The sequence below is a fragment of the Roseibium sp. genome (assembly GCF_051016195.1).
Lineage (GTDB): Bacteria > Pseudomonadota > Alphaproteobacteria > Rhizobiales > Stappiaceae > Roseibium.
Window position 1 is genome coordinate 3443706 of sequence record NZ_CP134616.1, and the last position, 19005, is coordinate 3462710.

Consider the following 19005-nt stretch of genomic DNA (forward strand, 5'->3'; position numbering starts at 1 on the left):
CCACATCGTTTCCGAAGTGGACCTGTGAACAGGTGAAAGTGGGTGTCGCGCTCTGTCGGGGCTGCGGTTAAGCTGCCTGGACGCGCCACGGGTGCGAAACGTGTGGCGACAGGGGTGGGGCCTGGAGGAGAGTGTGACGACAGAGGAGCGGCCCTGGACCGCGTTTTACGGGCCGGAGATGCGGGCGGATATCGAGGAGGCGTCCTACCGGACGATCCCCGACCTGATCCGCTCGGCCTCCGGTACGTTCGGCAAAGCGCCGGCGTTCACCACCGTGATGCATAACGGCATGAACGGCACGCTGACCTTCGAACAGGTGGACGAAATGTCCGATGCCTTTGCCGTCTACCTGCGCGAGGTCGCGGGGCTGGTGAAGGGAGACCGGGTGGCGGTGCAACTGCCCAACGGGCTGACCTTTCCGGTCGCGGCCTTCGGTATTCTGAAGGCCGGCTGCGTGCTGGTGAATGTCAATCCGCTCTATACCGCGGAGGAAATGGCGCGCCAGTTCCAGGATGCCGAACCGAAAGCACTGGTGATTGTCGACATGTTCGCCGACAAGATCCCGGCGGCGACGCGCGGACATCCGATCCCCAACATCATCGTCACGCGGGTCGCGGAGTTTCTTCCCGTTCTGCCGCGCGGGATCATCGGCCTGGTGCAGAGATACTGGGACCGGTCGGTCAAGCCGATCGACGTTTCGCATATCCGTTTTCCGGACGCGCTTGATGCCGGGCGGGCGCAGCTCGGCAGCAGGCGCATCGAGGTCGATGCCTATCACCAGCAGGTTGCGCCAGATGACACGGCGTGCCTGCAATACACCGGCGGGACGACAGGCATTGCCAAAGGGGCGATGCTCAGTCACCGGAACCTCATTCTCAACATGGAGCAGACGCTGGAGATGATCCCCGCTTTCGAGCGGAGCAAGGAGGTCGCGCTGACGGCGCTGCCGATGTATCACATCTTCGCCTTCACATTGAATTTGCTGGCGTTTTACTGGATCGGCGGGCGCAACATCCTGATCCCCAATCCGAGGCCGCTGAGCAACCTGAAGCGGGCGTTCGAGAATTACAGGATCACCTGGATGAGCGGGGTGAACACGCTTTTCAACGGGCTCAACAACGAGCTGTGGTTCCGCGACAGTCCGCCGAAATATCTGAAGTTTGCCTCCGCCGGGGGCATGGCGCTGCAGAGCGAGGTTGCGAAACGCTGGGAAGAGGTGACGCAAAGACCCGTCGTTCAGGGTTACGGGCTCACGGAGACCTCGCCGGTGCTGTCCTTCAATCCAATCGGCAAGGCAAGGGACGGGGCGATCGGCATCCCGCTGCCCTCGACGCTGATGCGCTGCGAGGATGATGACGGAAATGTCGTCGCCCAGGGCGAGCGCGGCGAGATCACGGTCAAGGGGCCGCAGGTCATGTCCGGCTACTGGAACAAGCCGGAGGAAACGGAAGGCGTCTTCCGCGACGGCTGGTTCCTGACGGGCGATATCGGCGTGATGGACGCGGACGGCTATTTCTCCATTGTCGACCGCAAGAAGGACATGGTCGTCGTCTCCGGCTTCAATGTCTATCCGAACGAGGTCGAGGACTGCCTGACGGCCCATCCGGGGATCTTCGAGGCGGCGGTGATCGGCGTTCCGGAGGAGACGACCGGGGAGGCGGTGAAGGCCTTCGTCGTCCTTACCGACAAGAGCCTGTCGCAAGCCGATATCCGCGCCTTCTGCAAGAAACACCTGACGGCCTACAAGGTGCCCAAGGAAGTGGCCGTTCGCGAGCAGTTGCCGAAGTCGATTGTCGGAAAGATCCTTCGAAAAGACCTGCGCGCCGAAGAAATGCGCACCAGCGAGGCGGAGTGAGCCATGGTCGGACCCCTGGAACAGGCCCTGCTGGCGGCGATGATCTTCGTCATCATGCTGGGCATGGGCGCGTCGCTGACGCCGCGCGATTTCGTGCTGGCGCTGCGCCGGCCCTACGGGCTCGGCATCGGGGTGGTGTCGCAATTCGGCTTCATGCCGCTGATCGGTTTCCTGATGACGATTGCCCTGGCGCTGCCGGCGCCGATCGCGATCGGCCTGCTGATCGTCTCCTGCATGCCGGGTGGGACCACGTCGAACATCTTCACCTATTTCTCCAAGGGCAACCTCGCGCTGTCGGTCCTGATGACGGTGACCTCGACCGTGTTCGGCGTGGTGCTGATCCCGCTGGTTCTGCTGATTTATGCTTCCGCGCTCGATCTCGAGATCCCGCGCGAGAACATCATCGCGACGCTGGTGATCCTGCTTGTGCCCGTTGCCATCGGCATGACCCTCAGGCGGTTCAATGCGAATGCAGGCGCGGTAACGGAGTTCTTCGGGTCGGTGCTGGCGCTGATCTTCATCGCGTTCATCGCGATTTCCTGGATCCCGCGCAACTGGCAGTTCCTGATGACGACCGCGCCCTCGACCTATTTCGTTGCGATCATGCTCGGGGTCTTCGGCATCACTATCGGCTACCTGTTCGCGCGGGCGCTCAAGCTGCATCCGCGCAATGCCCGGACCGTGGCGCTGGAAACCGGGATCCAGAACGCACCGCTCGGCGTTGCCATCATCGTGCTCACCTTTCCCGGCGAGCAACAGCAGCCGATCATGGCGGTCGCCGCACTCTATTCCCTCTTCATCGTGATCACGTCGACCTTGGTGACCCTGATCTTCCGCCGGGCGAACACGGCTGCCGAACAGAAGATGGCCGATAGCCTGCTTTAGGATCCTGCCCCAAGACTTCCTTACGAAAAGAAGAGCCACGCTGCACAGGCAGCGTGGCTTGGTGTCTGGTCCAATCTGGTTGCGGATCAGAGGAAGCTGAACTCGTCCGGAACTTCCGGGGTCTGGAAGGCGAAGACGCTCTCGGCGAGATCGCCCGCAGTGCCGATTGCACCGCCGACCAGCGGCAGGCTGGAGCCGGCATCGACGATGGTGTCCATCCAGCCGTCGAAGGCTGCCGCGAAGGCCTGTTCGGTCGAGCTTATGTCATTGAACGCGCCGAAATATCCGTCGAAATCGATCAGGCCGGCATTCGGGTCGTCGTAGCTGGTTTCGAAATCGTCGAGCGCCTCGATGCCGGTGTCGCCGGAGCGGTCGGCCCAGGTGAAGACGAACAGTCCGTCATCGAAGGCCGCGCCGATATCGATGTCCTGCGTGCCGTTTTCGCCAACAATGCGCAGGGTTTCCACCTTGGTGGCTTCCTCGTGCATGTTCTTGATCCGGACGCTGCCGCCGTCGCCTTCGATAACCAGGTCCTTGCCGCCTTCAACGAAGAACTTCAGGTTGCTGGCATCCATCTCACCGGCATTGCGCAGTTCCAGAACATCCGAGCCGCCGCCGCCGCCGGAGATGGCGTCCAGCTTGTCGCTGGCAAAGCCGACGAAGTCGCCGAGTTCGCGGGCTGCGTCGAGACCGGCCTCGTCGACATCCATTTCACCGGTGGAGCCGAATGTGAAGAGGTAGGTGTCGTCGCCCTTGCCGCCGACCGCGTCGCCGCCAGCTTCACCGCCGGTCAGGAAGTCGTTTCCGTCGCCGCCGAAGTACTGCGTGCTGGAATAATCGAGGATCGAGGTAATCGTGTCGTGGATGCCTTCGACAGCTTCCTTCGCTTCGTCAACGACCTCGCCGACCGCTTCAATGATATCGTCCAGCGGGTTCATCTCATCGAGGAAATCCTTGACGTCGTCGACCTTGCCGTTGATATCGGACAGCGTGTCACCGAACGACAGATCGAAGGGCAGCAGCGAAGAGGCATCGGAGCTGTCGCTCGATCCGAAATCCGGCAGCTGCGGGAAGACGGCCGACCAGAACAGGTCGGAGAACGCGCCCGTGTCGATCAGCCAATCGCCGCCGTCCTGACCGAAGACGAAGTTGGTCTTTTCGCCGGTCATCATCATCAGGTCGTCGCCGGTGCCGCCGAAGGAGAAGTTGAAGGAACCGCCGCCTAGGAAGATGTCGTTGCCTTCCTGGCCCATCTGGAAGCCGAGATCACCGCCGGTGTTGAAGAGGTCGCCGCCTTCACCGCCGAACTGCAGGTTCAGGGAGGGTGCGTTTTCCAGCATCTTGTCCTTGAGGCTCTGCTTCTTGGTATCGTCGTCTTGCTTGGTCTCGGTCTCGGTCTCGGTTGCGGTGGTTTCCGTGTCCGTGTTTTCCTCGCCCTGCTCGTCCTTGTTCTCGTTCACCTTGTCGGCGATCTTGTCCTTGAAGTGATCGACGAAAGCCTTGAACGGATCGGCTTCGCCGTCGCCGCCGCGGGTGATCATGAAGTCGGTCGCATCGCCGCCGAACTGCAGCTGCACGCCGGCATCCTTGCCACGCTCCAGAGCGATCATCACGTCGGTGTCGTCGCCGCCTTCCTGAACGTTGACCCGGCCGAGTCCGATCATCAGGTCGGTGCCGTCGCCGCCGGACTGCAGGTTGCCCTTGCCGCCGCCGAGAAGAACGTCGGTGCCGCCGCCACCGGCCTGGATGTTGCCCTTGCCCGCTCCGATGGCGATGTCGGTTTCCGAACCGCCGAGCTGGATGTTGAGCTCTCCGCCGGCAAGCATGACGTTCGTTCCGTCGGTGCCGGTGGAGTTAGCGTAGTCGGCCAGCTTGTCCTTGGCTGCATCGAGATCGAAGCCGGCGAGATCGACGCCGTCCGGGATTGTCGACCAGAGCTCCGCGCCGAACTGGACGTTGCCCTTGCCCGCGCCGATCAGCCAGTCGTTGCCGGTTCCGCCGATCTGAATGTTGGCGCCGCCGCCGGCGATGAGGATGTCGGCGTCGTTGCCGCCATACTGTACATTGGTGCTGCCGACTGCGACGGCCAGATCCTCATCATCACCACCGACCTGTACGTTCAGACTGCCGACGGCGAACATCTTGTCCTTGCCGTCCTGGCCAAGCTGGACGTTGGTCTGACCGGCTGCCAGCAGCAGGTCATCGCCGTTTCCACCGGACTGGATGTTGAGGTTGCCGATGCCGACCATGGTGTCGTTGCCGTCGCCGCCCCACTGGAGGTTGGCGTTACTGACGGCAACCATCGTGTCGTCGCCCGCTTCGCCGCTCTGGCTTGTTGCCAGCAGGGCGCTTGCGATCATCTTGTCGTTGCCGGTTCCGCCGAACATGACATTGACGCCGCCGGCGCTGACCATGTGATCGTCGCCTGAATCGCCGAAGACCGTGTTGACACCGCCGACCGCGGTGATCGTGTCGTTGCCTTCATTGCCTCTGAGGACGTTGGTGCCGCCGATGCCCTTGATGTTGTCGTCGCCGGTGCCGCCATGCACGTTGTTGACGCCGCCGATGGCCTCGATCGTGTCATTGCCGCTTTCGCCGTAGATGTTGTTGAGGGCGCCGCGGCCCTTGATCGTGTCGTTGCCGCTGCCGCCGCGCATGTTGTTGACCGCGCCCCAGCCTTCCATGTAGTCGTTGCCGCTGCCGCCATACATGTCGTTATGTGCGCCATAACCATAGAGCTTGTCGTTGTGGGCACCGCCGTCCATCTTGTTGGACGCGCCATAACCGTAGAGCTTGTCGTCATGGTTGCCGCCATACATTTCATTGCGGGCACCGTGGCCGTAGATGCGGTCGTTATGATCACCACCACTCATGTAGTTGTAAGCGCCGGTGCCTTTCATGTAGTCGTGGCCGGAGCCGCCCCACATCTTGTTCTTGGCTCCGTAGCCGTACATGGAATCGTTGCCTGATCCTCCGGACATGGAGTTGTAGGCGCCGTAGCCATACATCCGGTCATGTCCGGAACCACCATAGAGATAGTTGGAAGCACCCCATGCCTTGATGAGGTCATTGCCAGAGCCGCCGTCCAGCTTGTTCCAGGCACCGTAGCCATAGACCGTGTCGTTGCCGGAGCCACCAAGCAGGTGGTTTTTCGCTGCGTAACCGTAGAGCTTGTCGTTGCCGCTGCCGGCATTCTTGTAAACGCTGAAGCCGTAGAGCTTATAGGTCTGGTGGATTGATTTCTTCGAACTACCCATGGGTCAAATTCCTTGTCTAAGCTATTGTTAAGATACGTTTTTTGTGAATGTCAGGCTGCGATCCGGGAGGAGGGGGCAACCTTATGTCCGTCGGCGGTCAGACCGGCGAATTGCACGATGCGGCGAGTGTCGCCTTCCGGGTAACGGCGCACGGCCTTGAAGGCGATGCCGGGGAAGATCGTGCGAACCAGATCCCGCGATGCCGCGAAACCGTCGCCGAAGGGCGCGACGAGATCCATGACCACGGGCCGGTCTCCGCAGGCCCAGTCTTCGGGGCCCAGAGGTTCATCGCCTTCGAGGACCGCATGCTCCGTCTCTTCGTCGAGATAGGCCCATGTCGCAAGGGCGACCGCCACACCGTTCCGGCGCCAGATTCTGAACTGGCCCAATCGCATCGGCGGGAGGATCAATGCACCGAACTGGTCGATGCTGCGGGAGCGGTAGAGGTCGCAGTGAGCCATTAGCGCAAGGCTCTCACCAAGAAGGGTGAAATCCGGGAGGCCGAGGTCTTGTGTTACAACAGTCGCGTTCATTGTTCAGCTCGCTTTCCTGCACGCGGCGAGTATTAAGAAAAAGCCGCACATATCCATTCCGGCGGTCTTGAAGGACCGGCGGTTTTTGTTCCGGAGACGGGTTTTCGGAAGCCCGCATCCAACTCAAAACACACGCAAAACTGCAGCGACCAGCAGCCGCTGAAATTGTCTGTCGGACCGCAACAGCGGCCAGGAAGTCTGGTTGGGGGAATGCCGGACGATTGGTCCGATGTATTAACACTGAGCCCCCGTCATGTGCCGGTCAGCTCCAGGAGCGACCGCCTCGTGACAAGGTGACCTTGGGTTATTTTGGATTAACCTGTAGTGATGTGCGTCACTAAAGAATTATAATTGATAACTTTTATCGTGATTCAGGTCACAAAGTAATAATTTTATATACTTATTGTGATTTCGATCACTTTTAATTATTATTATTGTTAATTTGGCTTGTGATATCAATCACGGTTTCGAAAAATCTTATAATATTACTTTTTTGAATCACTATTGTTTGTCATGCTCGCTCGAATACCAGTATTCACTGGGTTCGCATCAGTTTCTATCAATTGCGATGCCCCAAGGGCGGGCAATGCGAGGACAGGGGTTACGGGCCTGGCGATCGGAGCTCAGTCCTGCGTCAGGAAATCCTCGACAAGTTCTGTCCAGAACGCTGCACCGATCGGCAGGGCATCGTCGTTGAAATCATATTTCGGGTGATGCAGCGGCGGGTCGTTTTCCGTTCTGGCGGTTCCGAGCAGGAAATAGCATCCGGGTCTTTGTTCCAGAAAGTATGAAAAGTCCTCGCTGCCCATGATCGGGTGCGGCATGTCGTGAACCTTTTCGGTGCCGGCAAACCGCTCTGCGAAGGCGCGGACATAACCCGTTTCGGCCTTTGGATTGATCAGCGGCGGATAGAAACGCTCATAATCGATCTCGACCTGCATGCCGTAACTTGCGGCCTGCCCCTCGGCGACGGTGCGGACACGGTCCTCAAGGTCGTTGCGGATGTCCGGATCAAGGGCGCGCACGGTCAGGCACATTTCGGCGCGCTCGGGAATGACGTTGCTGGCATTGCCGGCGTTGAATGTGCCGACGGTGATGACCGCCGGCTGAGATGCCTGCGTGTTGCGGGAAATGATGGTTTGAAGCGCCATGATGATGCTCGCGCCACATACGATCGGATCCGCGGCCAGATGAGGTTCGGCACCGTGCCCTCCCTTGCCGACAATGGTGATCCTGCACTCGTCGGCAGCCGCCATCATCTCCCCCTCCCTGAACGCAAAATTGCCGAGCGGCAGGGAGGGCTCGTTATGGAGCCCGAAGACGGCGTCGCAAGGAAACCGGTCAAAGAGGCCGTCCTCCATCATGAGTTTCGCGCCGCCGAAGTTTTCTTCTGCCGGTTGAAAGATCAGATGAACGGTGCCGTCGAACCGCCGCCTTTCGGCAAGCAACGCTGCGGCTCCGAGCAGCATCGCGGTATGGCCGTCGTGGCCGCAGGCATGCATGCAGCCCGGATGAGTGCTGGCATGGTCAGCCCCCGTCTGTTCCTCGATCGGCAAGGCATCGAAATCGGCCCTGATGCCGATGCTTTTTTCACCTTCCCCGTTGCTCAGGCTCGCGACGATCCCGGTCGTGGCAAGTCCCCGGGTTACGCGATAGCCGAGCCTTGTGAGTTCGTCCGCAACGACGTCAGAGGTCTTGTATTCCGACAGACCGATTTCCGGGATGGCATGGAGCCGGCGCCGCATCGCGACAAGACCGGGATCACTGTTCAGAGGCTGGAAGGTCATAACTCTCCGATGACTATTGGTCTCGATCCGACCGGTGAATGCCGGTAGGTCAACTCGGCACAGCAGGATCATTCGCGCAAAATGTGGCCGAAGTTTTGCACTTGTGCGCTTATTATTCAAGCGTATAATAACAGTATTCCAGACCGAATCCCTGCGACAATTCAAAAGGACTTTTTGCTCATGTTTTGCGACGGCCGGCACGCATATTGGAGCGCAGATGCGCTCTTGCCTTTCCGTGCGTGCGTCCATCACTCGACGTCTGTCCGCGGGCGAACACTTCGATGAGCCGCCGTGCGTTTCATCGTGCGAGCGAGGCTGACCGGCGCAGGGATCTCATTGCGGCGACCCTGGACTGTATCGCCGAAAGCGGGCTGGAAAATGCGACGGTTCGCGAGATTGCGGCCCGCGCCGGCGTCACGCAGGGGCTCATACGCCACTATTTCGTCAGTAAGGATCAGATGCTTCACGCCGCCTACCGGGACCTGATGGCCGGTCTGATCGGCGGCGTCATGGATTCAGCCGAGGGGGTTCATCCGACCGCGCGTGGAAGGTTGCGCGCATTTGTCGTCGCCAATCTGAGCGCACCTGTCGCTGATGCGAAACGGTTGTCTCTCTGGGCCGCCTTCATCAGCCGCGTCCGCGTCGACCCGGTCTTTGCCCAGATACACCTGGAAAGCTACACGGCGTTCCGGTCCGTGCTGGAAGATCTCGTTTCAGATGTCCTGACGGAGTCTGGCCGCAACGCCGACCCGGTCACCTGCCGGGAGCTTGCCATCGCCATCAACGGTCTGATCGACGGCCTTTGGCTCGAAGGCACCCTGGCGGGGGATCTTTTTGCCGATACGCCTTTATCCGACATTGCGATCCGTTCCGTCGAAGCCCTGCTGGGCGGGGTTACCCTGGACACAAACACCTCTCCTCCAATCCGAAAGACCTGACCATGCGATACGCGTCGATTACCGACCGTCTGGCCCACCTGGGTTCCGGCAAATGGGCCGTTCACCTGAAGGCGCGCGAGATGGCGTCTGAAGGAACTCCGGTTATCGAACTTACAATCGGCGAGCCGGATATCCGGCCCGACGAAGCCCTGCTCGATGAAGCCAACCGGGCAATGCGGGAAGGGCGCACGCGTTATTCGAACGGGCGCGGCGAACCGCGTGTCGTTGCCGCCCTTGTGGAAAAGTACGGTCGAAGACAAGCTGGCGTTGGTGAAGGCAACATCCTCTGTTTCCCGGGCACGCAGACCGCGCTCTTTGCGGTCATGCTCGGCCTCGTGGAAACCGGGGACTCGGTACTCGTGTGTGACCCGCTCTATGCGACCTATGAAGGCGTGATCGCGGCGGCCGGGGCGTCGATGGTGCCCGTGCCTTTGCGCGCGGAGAACGGATTTCATCTTCAGGCCGGCGATCTTGAAGAGGCCGTGACACCACAAAGCCGGGTTCTGCTGCTGAACACGCCGCACAATCCGACCGGGGCAACGCTCACGCGGGACGAACTCATGGCGATCGGCGAGGTGTGCATCCGGCACGATCTCTGGATTGTTTGCGACGAGGTCTATGAAGAACTGATCTTCGACGGCGAGTTTGCGTCTCCGTTCGATCTTCCGGAACTCGCCGAGCGCACGATTGTCGTGTCGTCCATTTCGAAATCCCATGCGGCGCCCGGCTTTCGCTCGGGCTGGGCGGTCGGACCGGAAGACTTCTGCACGCGACTTCTGGCCGTCTCCGAAACCATGCTTTTTGGCGGGCAGCCCTTCATTGCCGACATGACGGCCAAGGCGCTGACGGAAGAGTTCGATACCGCCGAGCGCATGCGCGCGCTCTATTCGCGGCGGGCGGCACTGATCATGGATCGTCTCGGTGAACACAACGCATTGCGGCCGATGATGCCGGAGGCGGGTATGTTCCTGCTGATCGATGTCGGTGCGACCGGTCTGGACGGAACCCTTTTTGCGGACCGGCTGCTTCAGGAGAAGGCGGTGGCCGTGATGCCCGGGGCTTCCTTCGGTGATCAGGCGGCAAACTACATTCGCCTCTCCCTGACCGTACAGGATGAGGTCCTTGCGGAAGCACTGGACCGGATCGCGGCATTTGCCGACAACCTGGACAAAGACAAGGGTACGCATAAATGGGCGTCGTGACAAAAACGGTCGGCGAGGCGCTGATCGACATTCTTGAGGACAATGGTGTTGACGTCGTTTTCGGTATTCCGGGCGTGCACACGGTGGAGCTTTACCGGGGGCTTGCGGCCTCCAGAATACGGCACATCACGCCGCGCCACGAACAGGGGGCCGGTTTCATGGCCGATGGCTATGCGCGCATGACCGGAAAACCGGGTGTCGCACTCCTGATCACCGGACCCGGCGTGACCAACGCGATTACCGCGATGGCGCAGGCCTATCAGGATTCCATACCGATGCTGGTGATCTCGGGCGTCAATGCACGGGCGAGCCTTGGCCACGGCGAAGGCTGGCTGCATGAATTGCCCGATCAGCGGGCGACGATGGCGAGCATTTCGCGGATGACGCATACGCTGCACGAACCGCGCGACCTGCCAGCAGTCATGGAACGCGCCTTTACAATGCTTCAAGGCCGCAGACCCGGGCCGGTGCATATCGAGATCCCGACCGATGTCATGGACACACCCATAGAACTGGAGGCAGCGGTGACAACGAAGCTGAGCGGACCGCGTGCAGCCTCGTCTGATGTTGCAGCGCTGAGCAAAAAATGCCGGCGCGCGAAGTTACCTGTGGTCCTGTGCGGCGGCGGAGCGGTCTCTTCCGCTGAAAAAGTCAGGGCGCTGGCCCAGCGCCTCGATGCACCGGTTGTGACCACCGTCAACGCCAGAGGTCTGCTTTCGGGCGACCCGCTTTCCGTTCCTGCAAGTCCGAGCCTTGCCGCGGTGCGCGAGCTTCTGGCGGCGTCCGACACCGTGATCGCGCTCGGAACACAGATGGGGCAGACGGACTATGACATGTATTGCGACGGGGGCTTTCCGGCGCTGAAAGATCTTGTGCGTGTCGACATCGATCCGGATCAGCTCACGCGCGGGCCGGCGGCGTCTCTTCGCATCCTTTCGAGCGTGGACTTGCTGCTGGACGACCTTCTGCCGGAACTCGCTGAGAGCAAAGGCGGCAGAAACGGTCCCGCGAGGGCGCAGGCATGCCGGGAGGCGGTCCTGTCCGGTCTCACGCCAAAGATGCGCACCGAAATCAGCGTGCTGGAATCAATCCGGGATACCCTGCCGGGCTGCGTCATCGTCGGGGATTCCACCCAGGCGATCTATTCGGGAAATCTTTTTTTCGAGGCAGGACGCCCGAAAGGCTGGTTCAACGCGGCAACCGGTTTCGGGGCGCTCGGGTACGGACCGCCTTCCGCTATCGGTGCCAGTCTTGGCGAACCTGATACGCCCGTGGTCTGTCTTGTCGGGGACGGCGGATTCCAGTTTTCACTTGCCGAAATCGGCTCCGCGAAAGACTGCGGGGCGAACGTCATTTTTCTTGTCTGGAACAATGATGGCTACGGCGAAATCGGCACCTACATGATCGAATGCGGGATCGAGCCGGAGGGCGTGACACCCTCCGCGCCCGATTTTCTGAAGATCGCCGAGGCCTACGGCGTCCCGTCGATGCGGCTGAACGACGTTGACGAGCTTGCTCCTGCGCTCAAGCAGTTCGCAGATCGGAACGGACCCGGCCTGATCGAAATCCACGAAACGAGCACGCGCGGCGCGACGGCGTAGTCACCTTAACCTGAGGTCTCACCTTGTAGCAGGCTTTGAACCAACGTCAGATTCACCGCGCCGGGCCGTGCTCTCACACGACCGTTCGCGCCGTGTCACGCGGCGTTGGCACGGATCAGGTCCGAAGCTTTTTCTCCGATCATGATCGCGGGCGCATTGGTGTTCCCCGAAACGATTTCGGGCATGATCGAACAGTCCGCGACCCGCAGACCATCGATGCCGTGCACTTTCAGCTGCGAGTCGACCACCGCACCGGCGCCCGTTCCCATCTTGCAGGTTCCGGTCGGATGATAAATCGAGACGCTGTTCTGGCGGGCCCAGTCGAGCGTCCCGTCGTAGTCGTCCATGTCGAGGGTCGCCGTCGGCCGGAACTCCTCGGCGATCTTGGAGGTGAGCGGTGCGTGGCGGGCTATCGTTCGTGCAATCTTGACGCCGTCGACAATGGTCCTGCAGTCGGTTTCCGTCGACAGGTATTTCGGAATGATCTTCGGGTAGCTGCGGGGGTCGGGACCGGATAGGCGGATCTCGCCGCGGCTTTCGGGCCGCAATTGACAGACCGACATGGTGAAGGCCGAGAAGGGATGCACGCCTTCGCCGGGCGAATCGGCCGACCAGGGCTGAACGTGGAACTGAATGTCCGGTGTCTCCAGCTCCGGCCTTGTCTTCAGGAACCCGGTTGCAAGACTTGCGGCCATGGTCATGGGGCCGGCCCGGAAGAGGGCGTATTTCAACGCGATCCGCGCCTGGTTATAGAGGCTCCGGACCTCATCGTTGAGAGTCGGTTCGTTGCACTTGAAGACAAGTCTTGCCTGCAAATGGTCCTGCAGACCCTGACCAACGCCGGAAAGTTCGTGCAGCGGTTCAATGCCGTTTTCGCGCAGCTGATCCGGATTGCCGATGCCGGACAGCATCAGGACCTGCGGCGAATTGATCGCGCCGCCCGAAAGAATGACTTCACGCCGGACCGTGATCAGTTGCTCTGTACCGGATTTGTCCCTGTAGGTGATCCCGGTGACTTTCCTGCCATCCAGGTTGATCCGGCTGACGAGTGCGTGGGTGATGATCTGCAGGTTCTCGCGTGAGCGTGCAGGCTTCAGGTAAGCGACTGCGGAACTGCAGCGGCGGCCGTTTTTCGTGGTCAGTTGAAAATAGCCGACGCCTTCCTGGGTCGCGCCGTTGTAATCCGGATTGAAAGGATATCCTGCCGTTTGCGCGGCCGCGACCCATGCGTCGCAGATCGGCCGCTGGATGCGCATGTTCGAAACGGAAAGCGGGCCACCCGTTCCGTGAAACTCGTCGGCGCCGCGCTCCTGGTCTTCCGAGCGCTTGAAGAGCGGCAGGACGTCGTCCCAGCTCCAGCCCTCATTGCCCATCTGGCGCCAGCGGTCATAGTCCTCCTTCTGTCCGCGCACGTAGAGCAGGCCGTTCAGCGAAGACGATCCGCCAAGCACTTTTCCGCGCGGCCAGTCGATCGAGCGGCCATTCAGGCCCGGATCGGGTTCCGTCTTGTAACACCAGTCCACCGTCGGATTGTGCATGGTCTTGAAATATCCGACAGGAATGTGGATCCACGGGTTTATGTCCCGGCCTCCTGCCTCCAGCAGAATGACCTTGTTGGAGGGATTTTCGCTAAGACGATTGGCGATAACGCAACCGGACGAGCCGGCCCCGATTACGACGAAATCTGCCTCCATTTTTGGTCTCCCAATTATTTCTTTGAAAAAAGCCTATGCAAAAAGGACAAAATAAACTAGCCTTTTTTGAAACAAAACGTCTCAAAAATTGCGAACTGGGAGGAAGCAATGAGTGTGGTAAATAAACTAAACAAGATTTCTCGGCGCGATTTGTTCCGCGTTGCAGGTACTTACGGGATGAGCTCGACGCTGCTTGCAGCGGGTACCTTCGGCGGTGCAATGAGCCTAGCCAACCTCGCGTCGGCGGCAGAATCAACCTACGACAAGCGCTTTTCCAAGCCGGCCAAGCATACGCTCAAGTTCGGTGCGGCGGGCTTCAATGCCCGGAACCTTCTTATCGAGCGGGCAGGTGCCCTTGAATTTGCGCGCGATCTCGAAGCACGGACGGACGGCGAGATCCGCATCGAATTTATCGGCGACAACCAGATCTGCGGACAGCTTTCCTGTGTGGAAAAGACTCAGCAGGGCATCATCGATATCTACGCCGCTTCGACGCAGAACTCTGCTGGCGGCGCACCGTACCTCAACGTTCTGGACTATGCGTTCATGTTCCCGGGACGGGCGTCCCAGTACTATTTCCTCTACAGCCCGGAATCGCAGAAGATCCTGCGTGATCCGCTCGAAAAGCGCCACGGCCTGAAGTTCCTGTTCAGCCACTGCGAACTGCGCGGTATCCAGTTGGGGCTTGGATGGGAAGACCGTCCGACGGTCACCAAACTCGAGCAGCTGTTCGGCACCAAGAACCGTGTGACCGGAACGCAGCTCGGCCGTATTGCGATGAAGGCGCTGAACCTGAACCCGGTTCCGGTTGCCTGGGAAGAAACCCTCGACGGCCTGAAACAGGGCCTGATCGATGGTGCCGAGACCTGGGCAAGTGCGGTGGCATACGCCAACATGTCGCCGGTCGTCAGCCAATCGGTCGACCTGAAGTTCTTCTGCGGCACCGAGCACACGTCGATGTCGGCGAGCGTCTTCGACAGCCTGGAAGGCAACCTGCAGGATGCGGTCATGGAGTCCGCCTATTGGGCGCAGGCGCACGTGCAGGCGGCCAACGAGGCTGCACTCGTGAAGACGGTCGGTTTCTCCGATCCTCAGCTGCCGGATACGATCTTCGTTGAAAACAACGTGCGTCCGGCCTTCCTGCCGGATAGCGAGATCAAGCTTGCGGAAGAAATGTGCTCGCCCGAGTTCCAGCCGCAGCTGTGGCAGGAATGGCGTGACCGTCTGAACGGCTGGGCCGGTGGCATCGACACCTACCAGGAAATCTACGACATCGCGCGCCGCATTCCGGCCGACATGAAGCCCGAAAACGTCGAGCCGCGGCGTTGGTGGAGAGGCTGATTACCCTTTAAGCTGACCGGGCTGGCGCGTTCACTCCGCGCCAGCCCTATTCGTCTTCAGATCGGGAAAACCGGCGGAACAGGGAGGGGCAGATGGCAATCTGGTCGGATCTTGGCGCGATCCTGAGCGCTTTAGCATCACAAGACAGTTGGGAAATCCGCAACGCATTGAAATCGGAGGCCGCCTGGATCATGGGTGCCTTTGTGACTTTGGTCGGCGGCTTGCTCATCGTCCTGATTTACCGGCTTGTGCCCTTTCTCGACCGGCATCTGGAGCGCACCATCATGGTGTGGAGCTACCTCGCGATCGCCTTCATCATCTTCTGGGGCGTGATCGACCGGTTCGTGTTTGCGAACCAGCAGCCGTGGTCCACCACCATCCCGCCGCTTCTGTTCATGATCATGACCTGGTTTGGCGCGGCCTTTAACGTGCGCCTGCGCACGCATCTGAGCTTTTCCGAATTCAGATCGATCATGCCGCGCTGGGGACAGATGGCCTGTCTCTGCCTGGATGCTCTGCTCTGGTTCATCTTCGCGGTGATCGTTCTCGTCACAACCTTGAGGCTGACGGCGCTTTCCGCCTCGAACTTCCAGATCGTCTTGGGGACCGACAACGTCATGCAGTGGTGGTTCCTGATCACCGCGCCGCTTTCCTTTCTGATGCTTGCGGCCAGGGTGCTTGAAAACCTGATGGATGACATACGGAACTGGCGCACCAACCAGCCGCTGATCAAGCAGGCCGTGATCGGGGAGGACACCTGATGACCGACGCAACCTGGGTTACCCTGATCTCAATCAGTGTCACGGTCCTGTTCATGATCGGCGTGCCGGTCCTGCTGGTCATTGCCTACTGGGTCATCGGATGCTCTTTCGTGCTTGGCCTGACGCTCGACAATCTCGGCGCGGAACTGCTGAACGTCTTCAACAAGGGCTTTGCTCTCCTGGCGATGCCGCTGTTCATCCTGACGGGAGACCTGATCAACCGCTCCGGCATCGCGCGGCGATTGTCGGACTTCGCCTATGCCGTTCTCGGCTGGCTGCGGGGCGGGCTGGCAATGGCCTCGCTCGGCGCCTGCGGTCTGTTCGCCGCGATCTCCGGATCGAATTCGGCCACGACCGCGACCATCGGGTCCATGCTTCATCCGGAAATGGTCAAGGGCGGCTACGACGAACGCTTCTCGGCGGCAACGGCCGCGGCCGGCGGTACGGTCGGGATCATCATTCCGCCGTCGATCATTTTCATCGTCTATGGCTTCCTGATGAACCTGCCGATCTCCGATCTGTTCGTCGCGGGCATCATCCCGGGATCGCTGATGGTCATCGGCATGCAGGTTGCCTGCTGGATAATCTGCCGCCTGAACGGGTGGGGGTTCCTGATCCCGTTCCAACTGAACCGTATCCTGAAAACCGCCTTCGGCGCGTGGCTCGGTTTCTTTGCCATCGGGCTGGTCCTGTGGGGCATCTACACGGGCAAGTTCTCGCCGACCGAAGCGGCCGGCGTGACCGTCGGCTTCTGCATGCTCGCCGGTTTCGTCAGCTACCCGCTCAACAAGATCCTCGGCAAACGCGGCGATCGGCCGGTTGTTGAAAAAAGCTATGCCGAAATGTTCGTGGTTCAGGGGTTCACCGTTACCGAGGTTCCGTCGATCGTGATCCGTTCGGCGCAGATCACCGGAATTCTCGCGCCGCTCATCGCGATCTCGGTCGTGATGCAGCAGATCCTGTCGCTTCTCGGCGCACAGGCGACCATCGGCGATTTTGTGACGTCGATGGGCGGCTACCATGCAGTTCTGTTCACGTCGATGATCATCGTGTTCGTTTCCGGCATGGTTCTGGAAAGCCTTCCGGTCACGATCATCCTGGCGCCGATCCTGGCTCCGATCGCGGCTTCGGTCGGTGTCGATCCCATCCACTTTTCCGTGATCTTCCTGGTCGGTGCATCCATCGGTTTCATTACGCCGCCTTACGGGCTCAACCTTTATGTGGCGTCCGGTGTCACGGGAGTTCCCTATTTCCGGTTACTTCGTTATACGGTGCCTTACCTAGTCGCCCTGATCAGTGTCTGGATCGTCGTGTCCCTGACCCCTGAACTGGCGTTGATGCTGCTGCCGAACCGATGATTGCCGAAGATGTCAGACGACCACGAAACAGAAGAAGCAGGAAAGATACCGACGAACCTGCGTTTGCTGGTCATTCTGGAGGAAGTCGCAAGAGCCGGGGTTCCGGTTGCTCCCTCAACGCTTTGCGAACTGGTCGGTTTGCCGAAACCGACCGTTCACCGTCTGCTGCATACCGCTGAAACCGAAGGGTTCCTGCAACGCAGCCTTGACGGAAGGTCCTATGGTCCCGGCAAGCGGATGCGGAAGCTCTCGACGAACACGCTGTCGTCGCAGCGGATAAGGACGGAACGCCTCCGGGTGATGCGGGATCTGGCCTCGGAGGTGGGCGAGACCTGCAACCTGGCGGCACCCGGGCGAGACGGCATGGTCTACCTGGACCGCGTCGAGACCCACTGGCCCCTGCGCATCCAGCTGCCGATCGGAACGCAGGTTCCGTTTCACAGCACCGCCAGCGGAAAGATGTATCTCTCAACACTGCCGGGGTCGGTTCTCGATCGCCTCCTCTCGTCCGTGGAGTTGGAGCGGCGGACCGAGCAGACGCTGGTCGAACCCGATGCACTGAAACGCGAACTCGCCGAGACGAAGACACGCGGGTTTTCGGTCGACAACGAGGAATTCATGGACGGAATGACAGCCGTCGCCGTCGCGATCCGCGACGACAGGGGCCGCCTGATGACGACGCTGTCCATCCATGCGCCAAGACAGCGGCATGACATTGACAGCCTGATAACCCAGTTGCCGAAACTTCAGGATGCGGCATCAAGGCTCGAGCAGATCGTCGTGGAGTGAAGGCTGCCGTAATCTGCAGACGCTGCACTTGGCCTTCGAAAACGAGACCGTTCTAGTCGGCCGCATACTTTTTCTCGAGAGCGTCGTAGAAGTCCTTGTGGACCGCGTTCTGGCGGACTTCGAAGCTGGCGACGAGGGCGCCTTCGTCCATGCGGCCTTCCGACTTCAGCGCTCCGAGTGCGTCATGCATTCCCTTGAGAGCTCCCTGAAGGGCAACGTTGGCGTACAGCACCAGTCCAAACCCCATGTCATCGAGGTCCGACAGGTCGAGGATCGGCGTTTTGCCGCCAACGACAAGGTTGATCAATTGCGGCGTCCCGCGGAGCCGGGCAGGGATGTCGCGGACGTTCTCAAGGCTGCGCGGTGCTTCGATGAAGGTGATGTCTGCTCCGTCTTCGATGAAGACTTCGGCGCGTTCTATGGCGGCATCGAAGCCATGTGTTGCGCAGGCATCCGTGCGTGCAACGATCTGGAAATTCGGGTCGATGCGCGCGTCGGCCGCAGCCTTGATCCGGCTGCGCGCTTCTGCAAGATCGACCACGTCCTTGCCTGAAAAGTGTCCGCACCTTTTCGGGTTGACCTGATCTTCCAGCTGAATGGCGCTGGCCCCGGCGCGCTCGAGCGTGCGCACTGTGTGGGTGACGTTGAGCGCGTTGCCGAAACCGGTATCCGCATCGACGACAATCGGAAGGTTGGTGACGTTGCGGATCGCCGAGGTGTGCTGCGCGATCTCCGGAAGCGAAACGAACCCGAGATCAGGCATGCCGAGATAGGTATTGGTGAGACCCGCACCGGAGATGTAGACCGCTTCGAAGCCGAGCCCGTCGATGACCCGTGCGGCCAGGGCATTGGCTGCGCCCGGCATCAGGACCGCGCCGCCACGCGCGAGGCGCTCCCGAAACGCCTTGTTGATTTCGTGGTTCATCATCTTCGCGAACTCCGGTTGGATTGCCTTGTGCTCTTGACTAGGCCCCGGTCCGCTAATTGGCAAGCTGTGGCGATGA

14 protein-coding genes are annotated in these 19005 nt (G+C 60.4%); 9 read left to right on the top strand and 5 right to left on the bottom strand.

The genetic code is table 11. From position 1 onward, the window contains the following. Window positions 1-133 precede the first annotated feature (133 nt). The gene (locus RDA78_RS15680; RefSeq protein WP_434050759.1) at window positions 134-1855 is read left to right on the top strand and encodes an AMP-binding protein; all 1722 of its coding nucleotides are present in this window, start codon (window positions 134-136) and stop codon (window positions 1853-1855) included. Window positions 1856-1858: 3 nt separating this feature from the next. Further along, on the top strand, window positions 1859-2740 hold the full coding sequence (locus tag RDA78_RS15685) for a bile acid:sodium symporter family protein (protein WP_434050760.1): 882 nt from the start codon (window positions 1859-1861) through the stop codon (window positions 2738-2740). Window positions 2741-2826: 86 nt separating this feature from the next. Here RDA78_RS15685 and RDA78_RS15690 read toward each other — a convergent pair whose 3' ends face one another. The 3 genes from RDA78_RS15690 to RDA78_RS15700 form a co-directional block, all read right to left on the bottom strand. Beyond that, window positions 2827-5997, bottom strand: a complete 3171-nt coding sequence (locus RDA78_RS15690; protein ID WP_434050761.1) for a hypothetical protein — start codon at window positions 5995-5997, stop codon at window positions 2827-2829. A gap of 50 nt (window positions 5998-6047) precedes the next feature. Further along, window positions 6048-6530 (bottom strand): toxin-activating lysine-acyltransferase, encoded by a 483-nt coding sequence (locus tag RDA78_RS15695; RefSeq protein ID WP_434050762.1) that lies wholly within the window; start codon window positions 6528-6530, stop codon window positions 6048-6050. 623 nt (window positions 6531-7153) lie between these two features. Beyond that, window positions 7154-8317, bottom strand: a complete 1164-nt coding sequence (locus RDA78_RS15700; RefSeq protein WP_434050763.1) for a M20 aminoacylase family protein — start codon at window positions 8315-8317, stop codon at window positions 7154-7156. A gap of 281 nt (window positions 8318-8598) precedes the next feature. On the opposite strand from RDA78_RS15700, the gene RDA78_RS15705 reads away from it, so the two are divergent. From RDA78_RS15705 to RDA78_RS15715, 3 genes are read left to right on the top strand one after another with little or no spacing between them, the layout of a single operon-like run. Continuing rightward, window positions 8599-9255, top strand: a complete 657-nt coding sequence (locus RDA78_RS15705; protein WP_434050764.1) for a TetR family transcriptional regulator C-terminal domain-containing protein — start codon at window positions 8599-8601, stop codon at window positions 9253-9255. A gap of 2 nt (window positions 9256-9257) precedes the next feature. Continuing rightward, window positions 9258-10457, top strand: coding sequence for a pyridoxal phosphate-dependent aminotransferase (locus RDA78_RS15710; RefSeq protein WP_434050765.1), 1200 nt, complete (start codon window positions 9258-9260; stop codon window positions 10455-10457). Then, window positions 10445-12058, top strand: a complete 1614-nt coding sequence (locus RDA78_RS15715) for a 5-guanidino-2-oxopentanoate decarboxylase (RefSeq protein ID WP_434050766.1) — start codon at window positions 10445-10447, stop codon at window positions 12056-12058. Before RDA78_RS15710 ends, RDA78_RS15715 begins: the two co-directional genes overlap by 13 nt. 95 nt (window positions 12059-12153) lie before the next feature. Here the strand turns inward: RDA78_RS15715 and RDA78_RS15720 are convergent, their stop codons facing one another. Further along, complete coding sequence (locus RDA78_RS15720) at window positions 12154-13752, bottom strand: GMC family oxidoreductase (protein ID WP_434050767.1); 1599 nt, start codon at window positions 13750-13752, stop codon at window positions 12154-12156. A gap of 177 nt (window positions 13753-13929) precedes the next feature. Here RDA78_RS15720 and RDA78_RS15725 point away from each other — a divergent pair, with 177 nt between their 5' ends. From RDA78_RS15725 to RDA78_RS15740, 4 genes are all read left to right on the top strand, one after another. Continuing rightward, on the top strand, window positions 13930-15093 hold the full coding sequence (locus tag RDA78_RS15725; protein ID WP_434050768.1) for a TRAP transporter substrate-binding protein: 1164 nt from the start codon (window positions 13930-13932) through the stop codon (window positions 15091-15093). Window positions 15094-15185: 92 nt separating this feature from the next. Then, window positions 15186-15854 (top strand): TRAP transporter small permease, encoded by a 669-nt coding sequence (locus RDA78_RS15730; protein WP_434050769.1) that lies wholly within the window; start codon window positions 15186-15188, stop codon window positions 15852-15854. Then, complete coding sequence (locus RDA78_RS15735; RefSeq protein ID WP_434050770.1) at window positions 15854-17212, top strand: TRAP transporter large permease; 1359 nt, start codon at window positions 15854-15856, stop codon at window positions 17210-17212. Before RDA78_RS15730 ends, RDA78_RS15735 begins: the two co-directional genes overlap by 1 nt. Window positions 17213-17221: 9 nt before the next feature. After that, on the top strand, window positions 17222-18001 hold the full coding sequence (locus RDA78_RS15740; RefSeq protein ID WP_434050771.1) for an IclR family transcriptional regulator: 780 nt from the start codon (window positions 17222-17224) through the stop codon (window positions 17999-18001). A gap of 52 nt (window positions 18002-18053) precedes the next feature. Here RDA78_RS15740 and RDA78_RS15745 read toward each other — a convergent pair whose 3' ends face one another. Further along, window positions 18054-18929, bottom strand: coding sequence for an isocitrate lyase/PEP mutase family protein (locus RDA78_RS15745; RefSeq protein WP_434050772.1), 876 nt, complete (start codon window positions 18927-18929; stop codon window positions 18054-18056). Window positions 18930-19005: the final 76 nt, after the last annotated feature.